At 61.7% G+C, this 17,573-nt stretch carries 16 protein-coding genes; 7 read left to right on the top strand and 9 right to left on the bottom strand.

Annotated elements, in window-relative coordinates:
* Position 1: 1 nt before the first annotated feature.
* Positions 2–1,339 (top strand): RNA helicase RhlE1, encoded by a 1,338-nt coding sequence (locus PSH57_RS25015; RefSeq protein ID WP_305386002.1) that lies wholly within the window; start codon positions 2–4, stop codon positions 1,337–1,339.
* Positions 1,340–1,451: 112 nt separating this feature from the next.
* Here the strand turns inward: PSH57_RS25015 and PSH57_RS25010 are convergent, their stop codons facing one another.
* The 7 genes from PSH57_RS25010 to PSH57_RS24980 form a co-directional block, all read right to left on the bottom strand.
* Entirely contained in the window at positions 1,452–2,693 is a 1,242-nt protein-coding gene (locus tag PSH57_RS25010) for a TIGR03862 family flavoprotein (protein WP_305386001.1), read from the bottom strand.
* Between the two features lie 73 nt (positions 2,694–2,766).
* Entirely contained in the window at positions 2,767–4,005 is a 1,239-nt protein-coding gene (locus PSH57_RS25005) for an OprD family porin (protein ID WP_305386000.1), read from the bottom strand.
* A gap of 153 nt (positions 4,006–4,158) precedes the next feature.
* Positions 4,159–5,898, bottom strand: coding sequence for an acetyl/propionyl/methylcrotonyl-CoA carboxylase subunit alpha (locus tag PSH57_RS25000; protein WP_305385999.1), 1,740 nt, complete (start codon positions 5,896–5,898; stop codon positions 4,159–4,161).
* The gene (locus PSH57_RS24995) at positions 5,895–7,514 is read right to left on the bottom strand and encodes a 5-oxoprolinase subunit B/C family protein (protein WP_305416182.1); all 1,620 of its coding nucleotides are present in this window, start codon (positions 7,512–7,514) and stop codon (positions 5,895–5,897) included. The genes PSH57_RS25000 and PSH57_RS24995 overlap by 4 nt, the downstream gene beginning before the upstream one ends.
* A 9-nt stretch (positions 7,515–7,523) precedes the next feature.
* Positions 7,524–8,330: a putative hydro-lyase gene (locus PSH57_RS24990; protein WP_305385998.1), complete on the bottom strand. Its 807-nt coding sequence runs from the start codon at positions 8,328–8,330 to the stop codon at positions 7,524–7,526.
* Positions 8,327–9,097 (bottom strand): LamB/YcsF family protein, encoded by a 771-nt coding sequence (locus PSH57_RS24985; RefSeq protein WP_305385997.1) that lies wholly within the window; start codon positions 9,095–9,097, stop codon positions 8,327–8,329. The genes PSH57_RS24990 and PSH57_RS24985 overlap by 4 nt, the downstream gene beginning before the upstream one ends.
* Positions 9,098–9,125: 28 nt before the next feature.
* A complete protein-coding gene (locus tag PSH57_RS24980; protein ID WP_256232837.1) occupies positions 9,126–10,358 on the bottom strand; it encodes an NRAMP family divalent metal transporter in 1,233 nt (410 codons plus the stop codon).
* Positions 10,359–10,625: 267 nt separating this feature from the next.
* Here PSH57_RS24980 and PSH57_RS24975 point away from each other — a divergent pair, with 267 nt between their 5' ends.
* The 4 genes from PSH57_RS24975 to PSH57_RS24960 all read left to right on the top strand — a co-directional run bounded on the left by PSH57_RS24975 (position 10,626) and on the right by PSH57_RS24960 (position 13,622).
* On the top strand, positions 10,626–11,291 hold the full coding sequence (locus tag PSH57_RS24975; RefSeq protein WP_305385996.1) for a GntR family transcriptional regulator: 666 nt from the start codon (positions 10,626–10,628) through the stop codon (positions 11,289–11,291).
* A 199-nt stretch (positions 11,292–11,490) separates the two neighbouring features.
* Positions 11,491–12,060: a GNAT family N-acetyltransferase gene (locus tag PSH57_RS24970; RefSeq protein ID WP_305385995.1), complete on the top strand. Its 570-nt coding sequence runs from the start codon at positions 11,491–11,493 to the stop codon at positions 12,058–12,060.
* 102 nt (positions 12,061–12,162) lie between these two features.
* On the top strand, positions 12,163–13,032 hold the full coding sequence (tesB, locus tag PSH57_RS24965; protein ID WP_305444782.1) for an acyl-CoA thioesterase II: 870 nt from the start codon (positions 12,163–12,165) through the stop codon (positions 13,030–13,032).
* A complete protein-coding gene (locus PSH57_RS24960; protein ID WP_305385994.1) occupies positions 13,029–13,622 on the top strand; it encodes an HAD family hydrolase in 594 nt (197 codons plus the stop codon). The genes tesB and PSH57_RS24960 overlap by 4 nt, the downstream gene beginning before the upstream one ends.
* A gap of 144 nt (positions 13,623–13,766) precedes the next feature.
* On the opposite strand, the gene PSH57_RS24955 is transcribed toward PSH57_RS24960, so the two are convergent.
* Both PSH57_RS24955 and ypfJ read right to left on the bottom strand, forming a co-directional pair.
* Positions 13,767–14,714, bottom strand: coding sequence for an alpha/beta fold hydrolase (locus PSH57_RS24955; protein WP_305416180.1), 948 nt, complete (start codon positions 14,712–14,714; stop codon positions 13,767–13,769).
* A complete protein-coding gene (gene ypfJ / locus PSH57_RS24950) occupies positions 14,714–15,601 on the bottom strand; it encodes a KPN_02809 family neutral zinc metallopeptidase (protein ID WP_256232809.1) in 888 nt (295 codons plus the stop codon). Before ypfJ ends, PSH57_RS24955 begins: the two co-directional genes overlap by 1 nt.
* 234 nt (positions 15,602–15,835) lie before the next feature.
* Between ypfJ and PSH57_RS24945 the strand changes: the two genes are divergently transcribed.
* Both PSH57_RS24945 and PSH57_RS24940 read left to right on the top strand, forming a co-directional pair.
* Positions 15,836–16,612, top strand: a complete 777-nt coding sequence (locus PSH57_RS24945; protein ID WP_305385993.1) for an IclR family transcriptional regulator — start codon at positions 15,836–15,838, stop codon at positions 16,610–16,612.
* Between the two features lie 52 nt (positions 16,613–16,664).
* Positions 16,665–17,543 carry a DMT family transporter gene (locus PSH57_RS24940; RefSeq protein WP_305385992.1) on the top strand — a complete coding sequence of 293 codons (879 nt, stop codon included), beginning with the start codon at positions 16,665–16,667 and terminating at the stop codon, positions 17,541–17,543.
* Positions 17,544–17,573 lie beyond the last annotated feature (30 nt).

The following is a 17,573-nucleotide window of genomic DNA, read 5'->3' as shown; positions in this document are numbered from 1 at the left end:
CATGACTTTCGCCACCCTTGGCCTGATCGACCCCTTGCTGCGCGCCCTCGAGACGCTTGGCTACCAGACCCCGACCCCGGTGCAGGCCCAAGCCATGCCGGCGGTGCTGGCCGGTCGCGACCTGATGGCCGCGGCCCAGACCGGCACCGGAAAAACTGCCGGTTTTGCCGTACCGCTGTTGCAGTTGCTGACCACCGAGGGGCCGAAGGTCAGCGCCAACTCGGTACGGGCGCTGATTCTGGTGCCGACCCGTGAGCTGGCCGAGCAGGTCCACGAAAGTGTGCGCCAATACGCGCAAAACCTGCCGTTGAGCACCTATGCGGTGTACGGCGGCGTCAGCATCAACCCGCAGATGATGAAGCTGCGCAAAGGTGTTGATCTGCTGGTCGCCACGCCGGGACGCTTGCTCGACCTGTTCCGCCAGAATGCGCTGAAGTTCAACCAGTTGCAGACCCTGGTGCTGGACGAAGCCGACCGTATGCTCGACTTGGGCTTCTCCGAGGAGCTGGCGAATATCTACAGAGCACTGCCGAAGAAGCGCCAGACGCTGCTGTTCTCGGCAACGTTCTCCGACGCGATCCGTCTGCTGGCCGGGCAGATGCTCAACGACCCGCTGAGCATTGAGGTCAGCCCGCGCAACGTTGCCGCCAACACCGTCAAGCAATGGGTGGTTACGGTGGACAAGAAGCGCAAGCCAGAGTTGTTTGTGCACCTGATGCGCAAGAACAAGTGGAAACAGGTGCTGGTATTTGCCAAGACCCGCAACGGTGTCGATGCGCTGGTGGAAAAACTCCAGGGCATGGGCGTCAATGCCGACGGCATCCACGGCGATAAACCCCAGGCCACCCGTCAGCGGGCGCTGGACCGTTTCAAGGCCAGTGAAATCCAGATCCTGGTGGCCACCGACGTCGCCGCTCGGGGGCTGGATATCGAAGATTTGCCGCTGGTGGTGAATTTTGATTTGCCGATCGTCGCCGAGGATTACATTCACCGTATCGGTCGTACTGGCCGGGCGGGCTCCACCGGGGAAGCGATTTCCCTGGTCTGCGCCGATGAAGTGAATCTGCTGTCAGCCATCGAAACCCTGACCCGTCAGACGTTGCCACGGCAGATGGAACAGGACTTCGAGCCTGAGCATCGGGTGCCGGACACCGATGCCAGCGGCCAGGTCATCAAGAAGCCGAAAAAGCCGAAGAAACCGAAAGCCTCGGGCGGTGGCGGCAAGCGCAATCTGGGCAAGTGGGTCGACAGCGGAGACACCTCGCCCGTGGAGCCTTCGGTCAAGCCTGTGCGCAAAGTACCGGTGTTCAATACCGGGCCGCGTAAGCGTAAGCCTTGATGACCCGCAGCGTTTGACACGCCGCCATCGCGAGCAGGCTCGCTCCCACATTTGATTTGTGTACACCGTCAATGTGAGAGCGAGCCTGCTCGCGATGGCCGCGCCTGGGATTTCAAACCTTGCGCTGTAACCACTCCAACATTCCCAGCCCCGCCGCCCGGCCGCTGGCAAAGCAGGCCGTGAGCAGATAGCCGCCGGTCGGTGCTTCCCAGTCGAGCATTTCCCCGGCGCAGAACACGCCAGGCATCTGCTTGAGCATCAGGCGTTCGTCCAGGGCTTCGAAGGTCACGCCACCGGCACTGCTGATGGCTTCGTCCAGCGGGCGGGGTTTTATCAGGGTGATGGGCAAGGCCTTGATGGCCTGGGCCAGCCGCGCCGGGTCAGCGAAACAATCGGCGGGCGTTTGCTCGCGCAACAGCGCAGCCTTGACCCCATCGATCCCCAATTGACTGTGCAGGTGCTTGGCCATCGAGCGTGAACCGCGAGGCTTGCTCAACGCTTGCTGGATCTTGTCCAGCGGCCGGCCCGGCAGCAGGTCCAGATGGATCGTCGCGCTACCGTGCTGGTTGATGGCTTCGCGAATCGGTGCCGACAGGGCGTAGATCAGACTGCCTTCGACGCCGGTGGCGGTGATCACGCACTCGCCGAGGCGCGGTTTGTCGTCGTTCAGGCCGATGGCGACATTTTTCAGCGGGGCACCAGCGAATTTGCTGACCATCAGATCGCTCCAGGCCTGCACTTGGAATCCACAATTGCTCGGCTGCAGTGGCGCCAGGGCTATGCCGTGCTGTTCCAGCGGCAGCATCCAGGCGCCGTCCGACCCCAGACGTGACCAGCTACCGCCGCCCAGGGCCAGCAGCGTCGCGTTGGGCTGCAACGCCTTTTCGCCATCGGCGGAGGCAATTCTCAAGCTGGCGTCCGGGTTCCAGCCAAGCCAGCGATGGCGGGTGTGGATCACCACGCCGGCATCACGCAGACGCTTGAGCCAGGCGCGCAGCAGCGGGGCGGCTTTCATGTCGGTAGGAAATACTCGCCCGGAGCTGCCGACAAAGGTATCGATGCCCAATCCGTGAATCCATTGGCATAACTCGTGCGCACCAAATGCTCGCAGCAGCGGGGCAATATTGGGCGCGCGTTCGCCGTAGCGGGACAGGAACGGCGGGAAGTCTTCCGAGTGGGTGATGTTCATGCCGCCGACACCGGCCAGCAGGAATTTTCTGCCCACTGAGGGCATGCCGTCGTACAGGTCGACCTGTATCCCGGCCTGGCTCAACACCTCGGCCGCCATCAGGCCGGCAGGGCCGCCGCCGATGATGGCGACGTTTACGGTGCGGGGTTGGGCGATTGGGATCATGGCGTGAGCTACGGAGGACGGGAATAAGCGGGGCATTCTATCAGCACAGATCCCTGTGGGAGGGCGGTGATTCTTAGAGCGCTAATGTGTAACTCACGATCAGACGGGTCTCATCCAGGTCATTGCCAAAGTTCGAACGAACCGTCGCATTCCTGAGTTTGACCCCGAGGTTCTTCAGTGAACCACTTTGGATCACGTAACCGATGTCGGTGTCGCGCTCCCACTCTTTGCCCGTGTTACCGCCTGCGAGCTGGGCATTGTCGCCGTTGACATAGCGCGTCATGAAGGTGAGCCCGGGGATGCCCAGCGCGGCGAAGTTGTAGTCATAGCGCAACTGCCATGACCGCTCCTGGGTGTTGGCGAAATCGTTGATCTGCACGAAGTTGACCAGGTATGGGTCGCTGTTGGCGATGTAGGGGAACGGATCGTCTCCGCTCATGCGCTGATAGGCGGCCGTGAACACATTGGAGCCCAGGGTGTAGGAAACCAGCCCGTTCGTTGCCCGGTTATCGAGAGGACGGAAGTGACCGTCATCGGTACTTTTCGAATAGCGCAGATCGAACTTCAGCGACTGTTGTGCGGCGAGAGGAATTTCATAGACGACGCCGCCAAAGAACTGCCTATAGACATTTTCCAGGTTGCCATAAAACAAACTTGTGCTGAGGGCTTTGTTGAAACTGTAAGTACCACCGGCAAAGCGGAAGTCATCACTGACACCGCCGATGCGGTTACCGGTGAAGTCCTGATAGTTGGAGGAACTGTTGAATTTTATTTGTTCCAGTTTGCCCCCTTGCAGGACCCACTGATCAATGTCGCTGGAGGTCAGTAGCGCGCCTTCGAAAGTCGACGGCAACAGGCGCGTGTCATTGCTCGATACCACGGGTGTGCGGAAGGCGAGTGAGCCAACTTTCAAAACGGTTTGCGAAACTTTCGCCTTGGCCGTGAGTTCGAGTTTGGAATATTCGTCCTGTGAGCCGCGGCCGTTTTTCGAGCTCAGGTCAGCCGGCAACAGGCCCGTGCCACCGGACCCCTCACCGCCGTCAAGCTTGATACCGAGCATGCCGGTAGCGTCGATGCCCAGGCCCACGGTGCCGGCGGTATAACCGGACTCCAGGCGCATCATGACGCCCTGCGCCCATTCTTTTGCCGCGTCACGCTGGGCCGTGGGTGGACCGTTACGAAAGTCGCGATCAAAGTAGAAGTTGCGCAGTTCCACACTGGCCTTACTGTCGGCAATAAAATCTGCAGATGCCGTCAATGGAAAAACCAACGCGCAGGTACCCGCCACCGCAAAAGCCTTGTTGATCAACATGCTCTTTATGCTCCAGATAACGCCAGATTTTAGGGGTTGTGTTTTATCGTGAGTGTCTATGCAACATGACATCGAACATTTTTTGCGGGCAGCACGCGGCAACCGGGTTATTCACCCGTTGCGCGTGTTACCTGCGTAAGGAAAACGTTTGGATCAGTGAGCGGTTTCGATACGGCCGATGATCGAGCCGGCTTCGAAATAGGCGCCCGCCTGTTCAGTAATCCGCACCTTGCCGTCAGAAGGGGCCAGGATCGATGTTTCCATTTTCATCGCTTCGATAACGGCGACCACTTGACCGGCGTTCACCGCTTCGCCGTCTTCGACGACCCAGGTATGCAGATTGCCCGCGACCGAGGTACGTAGCGCCTGCGGATCAGCCTCCTCGCTCGGGGTCGTGTTTTCGCCCGCCGTGGCTGGTGGGTTCAGGCTCAATCCGCGCAACAGCTCGGCCGGCAGGCCCAGTTCGTGGCGCTTGCCGTCGATTTCCACGAACGTGCGCAACACCCCGGGGTCGGCCGACAGGGCGTTGCGTGGTGCGAGGGTGATCTGGTCGGCGAAATCGGTTTCGATCCAGCGCGTATGCACGGCGAAGCGACCCGCGCCCGTGAAGTCGTCATGGTCCATCACGGCCCGGTGAAATGGCAGTACCGAGGCGATACCCTCGATATTGAATTCGGCCAGGGCGCGCCGGGCGCGGACGATCGCCTGTTCGCGGGTGGCGCCAGTGACGATCAGTTTGGCCATCATCGAATCGAAGGTGCTGGGCACTTGCGAACCGCTGGTCACGCCGCTGTCCAGACGTACGCCCGGGCCAGAGGGTGGTTGGAAGGCAGTGATGTGTCCGGGGGTCGGCATGAAACCCTTGCCTGCGTCTTCGGCGTTGATGCGAAATTCGAAGCTGTGGCCGCGTGGTGTCGGCGTTTCGTTGAAGGACAGGGGGAACCCATCGGCGATCCGCAGTTGTTCGATCACCAGATCCACGCCAGTGGTTTCTTCGGTCACCGGGTGCTCGACCTGCAAGCGGGTATTGACCTCGAGGAACGACAGGGTGCCATCCTGGCTGAGCAGGAACTCCACCGTGCCGGCACCGACGTAGCCGGCTTTGGCGCAGATATCCTGAGCGGATTGATGAATACGCTGGCGCTGTTCATCGCTGATAAAGGGCGCCGGCGCTTCCTCCACCAGTTTCTGGTTGCGTCGCTGCAGCGAACAATCCCGGGTCCCCATTACGACCACCTTGCCGTGTTTGTCAGCGAGGATCTGCGCTTCGATATGCCGAGGGCGGTCGAGGAACTGTTCGACGAAACATTCGCCGCGACCGAAGGCCGCTTCGGCTTCGCGCACGGCCGAGGCGAACAGCTCCGCGACCTCGTCCATGCGCCAGGCGACTTTCATACCGCGTCCGCCGCCGCCAAAGGCAGCCTTGATGGCAATTGGCAGGCCGTGCTGTTCAGCGAAGGCCAGTACTTCGGCGGCGCTTTCGACCGGGCCAGGCGTTCCGGCCACCAGAGGCGCGCCGACCAGTTGGGCAATTTTCCGCGCCTCGACCTTGTCGCCGAGCACGTCGATGGTCTCCGGATTGGGACCGACCCAGATCAACCCCGCGTCGATCACCGCCCGGGCGAAGTCGGCCCGTTCCGACAGAAAACCATAGCCGGGGTGCACTGCATCGGCGCCGCTGCGTTTGGCGACGGCGATAAGTTTGCCGATATCCAGGTAGGTATCGGCCGGGCGTTGGCCATTCAGTGAGTAGGCTTCGTCGGCCTGGCGCACGTGCAGGGCGTCGATGTCCGCGTCGGCATAGACGGCGACAGACTGCACACCGTAGTCGCGGCAGGCGCGGGCGATGCGGACGGCAATTTCACCACGGTTGGCAATCAGTAATTTTTTCATGGAAGTTTTTTCACATCGGCAGTTGAAGAAGAGGCTTGCGTAATGGGCTGAATCTCTTTGAAGCCGTCCACAGGGTTGAAGCGAATCTGCGCATTGATAGGTATCTGACCCGCCAGGTCGAGATGGTAGCTGGCGACTGCGGCGATCACTGGATAGCCACCGGTCAACGGGTGATCGGCGAGAAACAGAACCGGTTGGCCGCTGGCCGGAACCTGAATGGCGCCGACGCAAGTGCCTTCGCTGGGCAACTCCTGGTGATTGCTGCGCGCAAGCGGCATTTCACCGGCCAGACGAATACCGACGCGGTTGGACTGTGAGGTGACGCGCCAGAGCTGACTGCTCAGACGCTGAATGGCATCTTCGGTAAACCAGTCGGTACGCGGACCCATGACCACGTCGAGGGTGACGATGTCGCTCGCCGTTGGCAGTTCAAAGGCCGGCGCTTCGTTCAGCGATACGCTGGCGCCCGTGCTGAGTGTCGCAAAACCCAGGCGGTCACCGGCTGCCAGGGCAGGGGGGCCGACTTGGGCCAGGGTATCGGTGGACAAGCTGGCAAGCACGGGCGTGACGTCAAACCCGCCGCGAATCGCCAGGTAGCTGCGCAGCCCCGCCTTGGGTGAACCGAGGCTGACGCGATCGCCTTCGTCCAATTCGATGGGCTGATAGTTGGGCGCTTGCCATTGCAGGCCGCCAGCCGTGGTGATGCTGACCGGGGTCTGGGCGCCGGTGACAGCGATCACGGCACGACCATGGCAGACAACACTCAAGCCGCCGAGTATCGCTTCGATGCAGGCCACGTGCGAGCGGTTGCCCACCGCACGGTTGGCGGCTCGCAGGGCACTCAGGTCCAGCGCGCCGGATTTGGACACACCTTGGCCGGTCTGGCCGGGACGCCCCAAGTCCTGCAGCACGCTGTGCAGCCCGGGGGTGATGATTTCCAGGCAGGCGCCGCTGGGTGGGGCGGCGCATGTCGGCGGGTTGGGCGCAGGCAAACCACTGGCCGGGAGAGGGCCGGCATCGGTAAAGCGGACCTTGTAGCCGGGGCGTAGCAACGCCGGTTCGTCGCGGTTCAGATCCCACATTCGCGAGGGCGTTACCCCGATGATCTGCCAGCCGCCGGGGCTGGCTTGCGGATAGACGCCGCTGAACTCGCCCGCCAAGGCTACGGCGCCGGCGGGTATGCGGGTGCGCGGGGTTTGCCGGCGCGGCACCTGGAAGCCGGCACCGCCGGTGAGGTAGGCGAAGCCTGGAGCGAATCCGCAGAAGGCCACGCTGTAGTCATGGGCGGTGTGGCGTTTGATCACCTCGGCGCGGCTGATCCCCAGCAGCGTGGCGACCTCGTCGAGGTCTTCACCATTGTAGTGAACGGGAATTTCCACCCGGCGATGCTCGATCGCGCGGCGCTGGCTCAGGTCCTGGCCAGCGATACGATTAACGAGCGTCTGCTGCGCAATGGCGCTGGGGCGGAACTGGATCAGCAGCGTTCGTGCGGCAGGAATGATTTCCTCCACGCCAGCAATAGGCTCGGCCATCAGGGCGTCGAACAACGCGAGGGTCTCGTCCAGGTCTTTCAATTCGACAAGCAGGGCGTCCAGGTTGACCGGTAGAAAACGCACAGGAGACTCCTAGACGTGGTAGGTGCTGTCAGGCACATCGGTGATGAACATATGGCCCGGCGAATGGGTGATGGCGAAGGGCACGCCTGACGCCATGACCGCTGCCTGGGGCGTTACACCGCAGGCCCAGAACACCGGGATTTCGCCGGGTTCGATACGAACGGCGTCACCGAAATCGGGTCGATTCAAGTCCTGGATGCCGAGCAGCGCGGGCTCGCCGATGTGCACCGGGGCACCATGGACCGAAGGATAACGCCCGGAAATACTCGCGGCCTGCGCTACACGATCGGCCGGGATCGGGCGCATGGACACCACCATTTCACCGTGCAGACGTCCGGCCGGACGGCAGGCACGGTGGGTCCGGTACATCGGTACGTTGCAGCCATCGGTGATATGCCGCACGTCGATGCCGGCCTCTTGCAGGGCTGTTTCAAAGGTAAAGCTGCAGCCGATCAAAAAGGCCACCATGTCGTCGTGTTCGCCCCAGGCCTGAGTGGCATCACTGACTTCCTCGGCCAGCTTTCCATCGCGCCAGATGCGGTACAGCGGGATGTCGGTGCGCAGGTCCGCCCCTTCAGCCAGCAGCGTACTCGGGCTGCCGGCATCGCTGACGTCAAGGATCGGGCAGGCTTTGGGATTGCGCTGGGCGTATAGCAAGAAGTCGTACGCCCAGGCGCGCGGCAGGGCGATCAGGTTGGCCTGGGTCATGCCCGGTGCGATACCCGCCGTGGGGGCGACCAGGCCATTCCGGTAAGTGGTGCGTGCATCGCGGGCAGCGGCAATCGCCACCTGGCGGGCGAGATCGAAGGCTCTCATGGGCGAGCTCCGGCAAAGGGCAGCAAGGACATGTTTGCCTGTTCCAGTACGCGGCGCAGCTCGCGGGCCATTTCTACCGCTGCCGGGCTGTCGCCATGGACACAGATCGAGTCGGCCTGGATGCGGGTCAAGCTGCCATCGATGGCTTCCAGGGTGCTGTCTTCAACGAGACGCAGCATACGTTGGGCCACGAGTTGGGGATCATGCAGTACGGCCCCGGGCTCGCGGCGAGAGACGAGGGTGCCCTGTGGCGTATAGGCGCGGTCAGCGAAGGCTTCGGCGACACACTGCAAACCCTCGTTACGGGCCAGTTCAATCAGGCTTGAGCCTGCCAGGGCAACCAATATGAGGTTGGCGTCGACCGCGCGGATGGCTTCGATCACCGCCAGTGCCTGACGGCGATCGTGAGCAATGGTGTTGTACAAGGCGCCATGGGGCTTCACATAGCGCACGCAGGTGCCGGCGGCCTTGGCCAGGCCCTGCAGCGCGCCGATCTGGTAGATCACATCGGCAGTCAGCTCATCGCTGGCCACGTCCATGTTTCGTCGGCCAAAGCCCACTTTGTCCGGGTAAGCGACATGGGCGCCAATGGTGACATTTTTTGCCACCGCCGCTTTCAGTGTTCGCAGGATGCCGGCCGGGTCACCGGCGTGAAAACCGCAGGCGACATTGGCGCTGGTCACGACATCGAGCATCGCGGCATCGTCGCCCATGCGCCAGGCGCCAAAGCTTTCGCCCAGGTCGCTGTTGATATCTATCGTTGGCATTCACGTGACTCCTTGTTCGTTATCGGGCTCAGGCAACGTTGAGGAAGGCGAAGATCGGCCCAACGGATTTGATTGCCATGTACCAGGTCAGCAGGCAGGTCAGGGCGCCCAGCACCAGCAACCAGCGTGGGTAATGGTAACCGTCCATGAGGTCGGACCGGCGCCAGCCGACGTAGATAAAGATGCTCAGGCCGATTGGCAGTATCAGGCCATTGAAACCGCCCGCGAAGAGCAGCAGTGCGGCAGGAGCCGTTCCCATCAGCACAAAGATCAGCAGCGATAGGGCGATGAACACGGTGGTGGCGCGGTTGCGACCCTGCTCAGTGATGTCCGGCTTGAATACGGTGATAAACGAAATGGAGGTGTAAGCGGCGCCGATCACGCTGGTGATACTGGCGGCCCAGAGGATGAGACCGAAGACACGAAGGCCGAACTGCCCGGCCGCTGCCTGGAAGGCTTGTGCGGCCGGATTGGCGCTCTGCCCCGAGGTGTCGATGACTACGCCGCTGGCAACAACACCGAGGATGGCGAGAAACAGGATGTAGCGCATGAGGCCGGTGACCATGATGCCGCCCAGGGCTGCTTTGGTCACTGCCTGGAGATTTTCTACCCCGGTAGTACCGCGATCCAGCAGTCTGTGAGCCCCTGCGTAGGTGATGTAACCACCGACTGTGCCGCCGACAATGGTCGTAATGGTGGCGAAGTTGATCTGGTCCGGAAGTACGGTCTGGTAGAGGGCTTCACCCAGTGGCGGGTTAGAGGCAAAGGCCACGAATACCGTCAGGCCAATCATCACCAGACCCAGCACGACAATCAGTCGGTCGATGGCCAATCCGGCGCGATGGGAGAGGAAGATGCCAATGGCCAGCAGGGCGCTGAGGCCACCGCCCCATTTTGCATCAAGCCCCAACAGCGCATTCAGACCCAGCCCGGCACCGGCGATGTTGCCGACGTTGAACACCAGCCCGCCGAAGATCACCAGCACCGCCAGCAGGTAACCACTGCCTGGAATGGCTTTGTTGGCCACGTCTGCGGCACGCATTCGGGTCAGGGTGACGATACGCCAGACGTTCAGTTGAACCACGAAGTCGATCAGAATCGACGCCAGAATACCGAACGCAAATGCCGCACCCATCTTGGCCGTGAACGTGGCGGTCTGGGTGATGAACCCAGGGCCGATGGCGGAAGTCGCCATCATGAAAACTGCTGCGATCAGGGAAGAGCGTCGCGTCTTTGTAAAATCTTGAGCGGTCTGTGTCACGGCTGTCTGAGTCACGGCATCATTCCTGCGGGTGGGAGATTTTTTTATTGAGCAACGAGCGTGCCAGGACTCAATCATCAGCCTCAATGCGTTGATCTATAGCGTCTTGATTGTTCAACAATCAGTTTGGTGTAAGGCTACAATTTGCACCGAATTGTAACCTTGTCACTCGTGCGTGTTACTTAATGATGCAGGCAGGCCCCTGGCGCCTTGCCATGCACCAAGCTCTCGTGGAACATCGTGGCTTTCCCTTATCCTGGATTGCACATGAACGACGTTTCACCTTCCCTTCCTCGCTCGCTGGGAGAATCCATCACCCAGGAAGTCCGCAGAATGCTGGTCGAAGGTGAACTGGTTCCGGGCCAACGGTTGTCCGAAGCGGCGCTGGCCGAAAGCCTGCAGATTTCCCGCAATACCTTGAGGGAAGCGTTCAGGGTCCTGACTCGCGAGGGGTTGCTCAAGCATGAACCCAATCGCGGGGTGAGCGTGGCGGTACCCGACATGGCGTCGATCATCGACATCTATCGTGTACGCCGCTTTATCGAATGCAAGGCCATTGCCCAGGGCTACCCGCTGCATCCGGGAGCGTTGCATATGCGCGAAGCGGTGGAGGCGGGCATGCGAGCGCGTGAAGCCAAGGACTGGAAGGCTGTCGGCACCGCCAACATGATGTTCCACAAGGCTATTGTCGAACTGGCCGACAGCCCGCGATTGGTGGTGTTCTACGGTCAGATATCAGCCGAGCTGCGGCTGGCGTTCGGGTTGCTCAAAGATCCGCAGTTCCTGCATATGCCCTATGTCGATATGAACGTTTCAATCCTGCGCTGTATCGAAGAAGGACAATCAGAGGAGGCCACCCGACTGCTCGAAGCCTATCTGGTGCAGTCGGAGCGCACTGTTCTGGCCGCTTACGAGCGCAGTCTGAACCGGTAGCGCCTGACGAGCGCGACGAACTCCTCGCCAGCAAAGCCAAGCCTGTCGATAATTGATACCTGGCGCAGCCGCGTGGCTCACTCGATCAAGGTGGACACATCGCCTGCGTCTCCCATCTTGATCCCGGCAGCGGCCGTGGGCAGTTTATTTGGGCGTTGAGATTTCGCTTGAGTAGACGCTGGGCATGGAGAGGAAGGAAATGGAGCCGATACTGGAACTGGAAAGCGCGCGGCTGATACTGCGGCAGTGGCGCGACGCGGACTTGCCGGAGTTTGCCGCCATGTCTGCCGATGCGCAGGTGATGCGTTATTTTCCGGGGCCTTTGAGTCGCCTGGAAAGCGCCGCACTGATCGGGCGCGTGCGTGGGCATTTTGCCGAACATGGTTTCGGTTTGTGGGCCCTGCAGCGCAAGGACACCGGGGCCTTCATCGGCTTTACCGGCTTGGGCGTGGTCGGGTTCGACGCGCACTTCACTCCGGCGATCGAGATCGGCTGGCGTCTGGCCCGGGAGCACTGGGGCCTGGGCTATGCCAGCGAAGCGGCATGGACGGCCCTGCGCTGTGCCTTCGATCGCCTGGGGCTGGATGAGGTGGTGGCGTTCGCCGCCGCCGATAACCTGCCCTCGCAAAAGGTCATGCAAGCCATCGGCATGCATCATGATCCGGCCGATGACTTCGAACACCCAAAGCTCGCGGTCGGTCATCCATTGCGTCAACATGTGCTCTATCGCATCAACCGTGAGCAGTGGCTACAGACCCTGCACGGTTAGCCGACACGGACGTTTACAATGCCCGCCACAATGGCCCGGGCCAACAATCGATCCACCGTCGCAGCATCGACTGCGCGGTTGAGCTGTGTGAGGAAAGTCTGAATGAGCCACGTGTTGGAAGATCTGGTCGACCTGCTGACCCTGGAACCCATCGAAGAGAACCTGTTTCGCGGTCGCAGTCAGGACCTGGGGTTTCGCCAGTTGTTCGGCGGCCAGGTGCTGGGCCAGTCACTGTCGGCGGCCAGCCAGACTGTGGAAGAGGCCCGTCATGTGCATTCGATGCACGGTTACTTCCTGCGTCCGGGCGATGCGGCGTTGCCGGTGGTCTACCAGGTGGACCGGGTGCGTGACGGCGGCAGTTTCAGCACCCGCCGGGTCACGGCGATCCAGAAGGGCAACCCGATTTTCACGTGCAGCGCTTCGTTTCAATACGACGAGCAGGGTTTTGAGCACCAGAACTCCATGCCCCAGGTGGTCGGGCCGGAGAACCTGCCTTCGGAACTGGAACTGACCCAGCAGCGGGCGCATTTGCTGCCCGAGCACATGCGGGAAAAACTGCTGTGTCCCAAACCGATCGAGGTGCGCCCGGTTACCGAAAAAGATCCCTACAATCCGCAACCGGCCGATCCGGTCAAGTACGTATGGTTCCGGGCTGATGGCGCTTTGGCAGACTCGCCGGCCCTGCATAAATACCTGCTGGCCTACGCCTCGGACTTCGGTTTGCTGACCACCTCAATGCTGCCCCACGGCAAATCGGTTTGGCAAAAGGACATGCAGGTCGCCAGCCTCGACCACGCCTTGTGGTTCCATGCCGATCTGCGCGCCGATGACTGGTTGCTCTATGCGATGGACAGCCCGGGGGCCGGCAACTCCCGTGGGTTCTCCCGTGGCAGCGTGTTCAATCGCGCCGGACAGTTGGTGGCATCGGTGACCCAGGAAGGCCTGATTCGCCACCGCAAGGACTGGGCATGAGCCTGGCTGATGTGCGGCACTGGGTGTTCGACATGGACGGTACGCTGACCATCGCCGTGCATGATTTTGCGGCAATCCGCGTGGCCCTGGCGATCCCCGCCGAAGACGACATTCTGACCCACCTGGCGGCGTTGCCCGCCGACGAAGCCGCAGCCAAGCATGCCTGGTTGCTGGAACACGAGCGGGACCTGGCGCTCGGCTCCAGGCCTGCGCCGGGGGCGGTTGAGCTGGTGCGCGAGCTGGCGGGGCGGGGTTATCGCCTGGGGATCCTGACGCGTAACGCCCGGGAGCTGGCCCACGTGACCCTGCAAGCTATCGGCCTGGCAGACTGTTTCGCCGTGGAGGATGTGCTGGGCCGTGACGAAGCGCCGCCCAAGCCCCATCCAGGCGGCCTGTTGAAACTGGCCGAGGCCTGGAGTGTGGCGCCCGAGGCGATGGTGATGGTGGGCGATTACCGTTTCGACCTGGACTGCGGCCGTGCGGCGGGCGCGCGGACGGTATTGGTGAACCTGCCGGACAATCCGTGGCCGGAACTGGCTGACTGGCATGCGCGTGATTGCCTCGCGTTGCGCCGGATGCTTTCGGCTTGAGATTTTGTGTGGGCTGGCTAATCGCTTTCGCGAGCAAGCCCGCTCCCACAGTGGATGTGTGGCGAACACAGATTTTGTAATCGACAGAGAGCCCCCGTGGGAGCGGGCTTGCTCGCGAAAGGGCCCTATCATTCGCTGCAAAACTCACTGACCGAACAACACCTTCAGCCCCTCAGGGGAATTGAACATCCCATCCCCATCATGCCCGACCCCGGGCACTTCGATCAGCCGCTGGTTCAGCCCTTGGGGATGACGCCGGGTCAGGTAGTCAAAAAAGAACTGCCCGCGCAGTAACCGATACGGCCCTTGGGTCTGCGCTTCACAGCCTTTGTCCAGCGCCGGGTGCTCCGGGTTGATGTCCTGTTGCCCAAGCAGATAGACCATGTCGCGCTTGATGTACTTGTCTTCCAATTGGGCGGGCGTTTGTCCGGCTGCATACGCGGGCAGGTTCTGCAGGCCGTACTTCCAGTGGTTGAAACCGGGACAACCGGCCGGGTCGAAGGCCATGGGGCGCTGCGCATCGAAATAGGCATAGGAGGACGGGTTGGCGATGACAAATCTCGGTGCGATCCGGGGTTGGCCGCGCGCGAGCAAGGCGTAGCGCTGCGCGACCTGTGCGCCGCCGGAATGGCCTGCGATGACGATCTCTTTCACCTCGGGAAACTGCTGCCGGTCACTGACCCGGGCGACGATGTCGTCGATGACCTGAAAGGAACTGACCGCCTTGGGCCCCGTGGATAAGCCGCCGGCCATCCAGTCGTTGCCCTGCCAGCGCAACAGGTCATTGGGCAACTGATGGCGGGCAACGTCATGTTCGTTGAGAAACTGGGGGGCGATGATCAGGGTCGTGGTCAGTTGACCGGCGTGTGCGGCGGCCTTTTCAGCACTGTGCAGATACGTCTGGGCGTTGCGCCGCCGGCCATGGAGGATGATCAACACGCGCTGGATAGACGCCGGGGGCGGACTCACGCCGACTACCATGGCCCCGCCCTTGAGTTGCAGTCGCCCTTGAGCGACCACGTTCACGCCCTGTTCGTCTGCCTGGGCAAAGGTGCAGCACAGCATCAGGCTGAGGAGGACGCCCCACTTCATTACAGATTTTTCGCCGCGAAGGTGTCGCATTGGCTGACCTGACCCTGGGCGAACCCGGTCTTGAACCAGCGAACCCGTTGCGCCGAGGTGCCGTGGGTAAAGGAGTCCGGCACCACCCGGCCCTGGCCTTGCTGCTGCAAACGGTCATCACCGATGGCGTTGGCGGCGGTCAAGGCCTCTTCGACGTCCCCCGGCTCCAGCCAGTTCAGGCGCTTCTGCGCATGGTTGGCCCAGACGCCCGCCAGACAATCGGCCTGTAATTCCTGGCGTACCAGCAAACCACCATCGCCTTCCATCTGGCGACCCTGGCGGCGAGCCTCCTGGATTTTTGCCGACACGCCGAGCAGTGTCTGGACGTGATGCCCGACTTCATGGGCGATGACGTAGGCTTGGGCGAAATCCCCAGCGGCGGAGAACCGTTGGGACATTTCCTGGAAAAAACTCATGTCCAGGTAGACCTGTTTATCGGCCGGGCAATAGAACGGGCCCGTGGCTGATGAAGCGAGGCCGCACGCCGAGTTGACCCGACCGCTGAACAGTACCAGTTTGGGTTGCTGGTACTGACGCCCGGCTTGCTGGAAGACCTGGCCCCAAGTGTCTTCAGTATCACCGAGGATCGAGCGCACAAACTCGGCCTGTTCATCGTTCGCGGGCGGTGCCTGCCGGGTTTGGGAGGAGGCGGGGGCCGAGGTCTGGTCCATCTGCCCGGCCAGTTGCCCAAGAATCTGCATGGGGTCCTGCCCGGTGATCCAGCCGATGCCGACGATCAGGACAATGGCCGTCAGGCTCAGTCCCTTGCCGCCGCCGAAACGCATCCCGCCGCCGCCCCCACCGTCCCCGCGGGCGTCCACCACGTTGTCACTGCGGCGACCTTTTTTCCATAACATGTGGGAAATCCTCTGATTGACCGTGTGAAGAGTGTTGCCGCTGAGTGGGTTTGCCGCCAGTTCACGGACAGATATTCGCAGAGAGTCTAGCTTTTGCAGGCTCAGGGCGTACGCCTGAGCTCTCAGGCAATCACTACGGGTTTTGGTTCATCGGTTGACAATGAATGTCTGGTTCCAGAATTTGCATTACACTTCTCGTATTTTGGAATCAGCACCTTTCATCTGGATGTTTTCATGGCCGGCAGTCAAATCGAACGGGTTTTCAATGTGCTGGAAAGCCTCGCCAGCGATCCCCACGGCTGGGCTCTGCAGGGGTTGGCCGAACAATTACAGATTCCCAAGAGCGCCACGCACCGCTTGCTTGCTGAACTGACGCGCCTGGGTTACGTGCGCCAGAATCCCGAGAACCTGCGTTATCACTTATCGACCCGACTGGTCGCCTTGGGCTTTCGCTACCTGTCGCGCAGTGGTGCCGACATCGTGCAGCCGGTGCTCGATCGCCTGGCTCGGGAAAGCGGTGAACTGGTACGCCTGGGCGTGATCGAGGGTGATCGCCAGACCTGGATTGCCAAGTCCCAGGGCGCCCGGTCCGGGTTGCGTTACGACCCCGACATGGGCCGCGAGGCGCCGTTGGTCTATACCGCCTCGGGCCATGCCTGGCTGGCGTGCATGAGCGACGCCGAGGCGCTGTCGCTGGTGGACCGCCAGGCCCTGCAAATGCCGGCGGACGTGGGACCCAACGCACCGCGCAACAGCGTTGAATTGCTTCAATACCTGCGCCAGGCCCGTGAGCAGGGCTATGCCTGTGTCGAGGAAAGTTCGGCGGTCGGCACCTCAGCCATTGCTGCCGTGGTGCGTCATCCACTGGATGGCCGGGTCTTGGGCGTGCTCAGTATTGCCGGGCCCACCGCTCGGATGACGCGATCGAGGCTGCATGAGCTGGCGCCGACCCTGCTTGCGTTTACCGAGGAATTGTCACACGCCAGCCAGGCATCGGAGTTGTTCAGCTGAATTCGCCGTCGCAGACATTGGCTCCCTACATCAAGCAACGCAGGATTCCTACATGACCGTCAGCACCCCGCTTTCCGGCGTCAATCAGGCCTTCAAGGGCATCCTGTTGATACTCTGCGCGACGTTCCTGTTTTCCAGCCATGACGCCTTGTCCAAATACCTTTCAGGGTTCTATCCGATCATCATGGTGGTGTGGGCGCGTTATGTGGTGCACACGCTGTTGATGGCGGGGATTTTCCTGCCGCGTTCGGGGCTGCGGGTGCTGCGTACCAAGCGTCCGTTATGGCAGTTGGCGCGTGCGTTGTGCCTGTTGGGTACCAGCCTGTTTTTCACCACGGCGCTGCTGTACATCCCTCTGGCGGAGGCGACCGCGGTCAACTTCCTGGCGCCCGTGCTGGTCACTGCATTGTCGGTGCCTTTGCTGGGCGAACACGTGACGCGCGGCCAGTGGATCGCAGTGATCTTCGGCTTTATCGGGGTGTTGATCATTGTCCACCCGGGCGGCGACCTGTTCACGCCAGCGGTGTTGTTGCCGTTCTGTTCGGCGCTGTTTTTCTGTTTCTATCAACTGCTCACGCGCAAACTCAGCGAGATCGACAGCCCCACCACCAGCAATTTCTTCGCCGGGCTGTGCAACACCTTGGTGATGAGCGCGCTGGTGCCGTTCTTCTGGCAAGTGCCCAGCCTGACGCATGGGGCAATGATGCTTGCGCTGGGGGCGTGCGGGATGACGGCGCACCTGATGCTGACCCAGGCCTTCCGCTTCGCCGCCCCGGCGCTGCTTGCGCCCTTCGGGTATTGCCAGATTGTGTTTGCCGGGCTGCTGGGCTGGTTGCTGTTCAGCCATACGCCGACGCTGACCACGGTGGTTGGTATCGCTCTGATTTGCTTGAGTGGGTTGGCGGCAGCCTGGCAACAGCGGCGCAGCTAACGCGGACCGTGGTGGGATCGCATGGTGGGA

It is taken from the genome of Pseudomonas hefeiensis, from assembly GCF_030687835.1.
GTDB lineage: Bacteria > Pseudomonadota > Gammaproteobacteria > Pseudomonadales > Pseudomonadaceae > Aquipseudomonas > Aquipseudomonas hefeiensis.
Note: the sequence above shows the minus strand (reverse complement) of the source record. Positions and strands in the feature narration are given on the sequence as shown.

Bases quoted from the DNA above. Each gene is read 5' to 3' on its own strand.
- PSH57_RS25015 (WP_305386002.1), top strand. From the start codon at position 2: ATGACTTTCGCCACCCTTGGCCTGATCGACCCCTTGCTGCGCGCCCTC.
- PSH57_RS24975 (WP_305385996.1), top strand. From the start codon at position 10,626: ATGAACGACGTTTCACCTTCCCTTCCTCGCTCGCTGGGAGAATCCATC.
- PSH57_RS24990 (WP_305385998.1), bottom strand. From the start codon at position 8,330: ATGAGAGCCTTCGATCTCGCCCGCCAGGTGGCGATTGCCGCTGCCCGC.
- PSH57_RS24945 (WP_305385993.1), top strand. From the start codon at position 15,836: ATGGCCGGCAGTCAAATCGAACGGGTTTTCAATGTGCTGGAAAGCCTC.
- PSH57_RS24960 (WP_305385994.1), top strand. From the start codon at position 13,029: ATGAGCCTGGCTGATGTGCGGCACTGGGTGTTCGACATGGACGGTACG.
- PSH57_RS25005 (WP_305386000.1), bottom strand. From the start codon at position 4,005: ATGTTGATCAACAAGGCTTTTGCGGTGGCGGGTACCTGCGCGTTGGTT.
- PSH57_RS24940 (WP_305385992.1), top strand. From the start codon at position 16,665: ATGACCGTCAGCACCCCGCTTTCCGGCGTCAATCAGGCCTTCAAGGGC.
- PSH57_RS24955 (WP_305416180.1), bottom strand. From the start codon at position 14,714: ATGAAGTGGGGCGTCCTCCTCAGCCTGATGCTGTGCTGCACCTTTGCC.
- tesB (WP_305444782.1), top strand. From the start codon at position 12,163: ATGAGCCACGTGTTGGAAGATCTGGTCGACCTGCTGACCCTGGAACCC.
- ypfJ (WP_256232809.1), bottom strand. From the start codon at position 15,601: ATGTTATGGAAAAAAGGTCGCCGCAGTGACAACGTGGTGGACGCCCGC.
- PSH57_RS25000 (WP_305385999.1), bottom strand. From the start codon at position 5,898: ATGAAAAAATTACTGATTGCCAACCGTGGTGAAATTGCCGTCCGCATC.
- PSH57_RS24970 (WP_305385995.1), top strand. From the start codon at position 11,491: ATGGAGCCGATACTGGAACTGGAAAGCGCGCGGCTGATACTGCGGCAG.
- PSH57_RS24985 (WP_305385997.1), bottom strand. From the start codon at position 9,097: ATGCCAACGATAGATATCAACAGCGACCTGGGCGAAAGCTTTGGCGCC.
- PSH57_RS25010 (WP_305386001.1), bottom strand. From the start codon at position 2,693: ATGATCCCAATCGCCCAACCCCGCACCGTAAACGTCGCCATCATCGGC.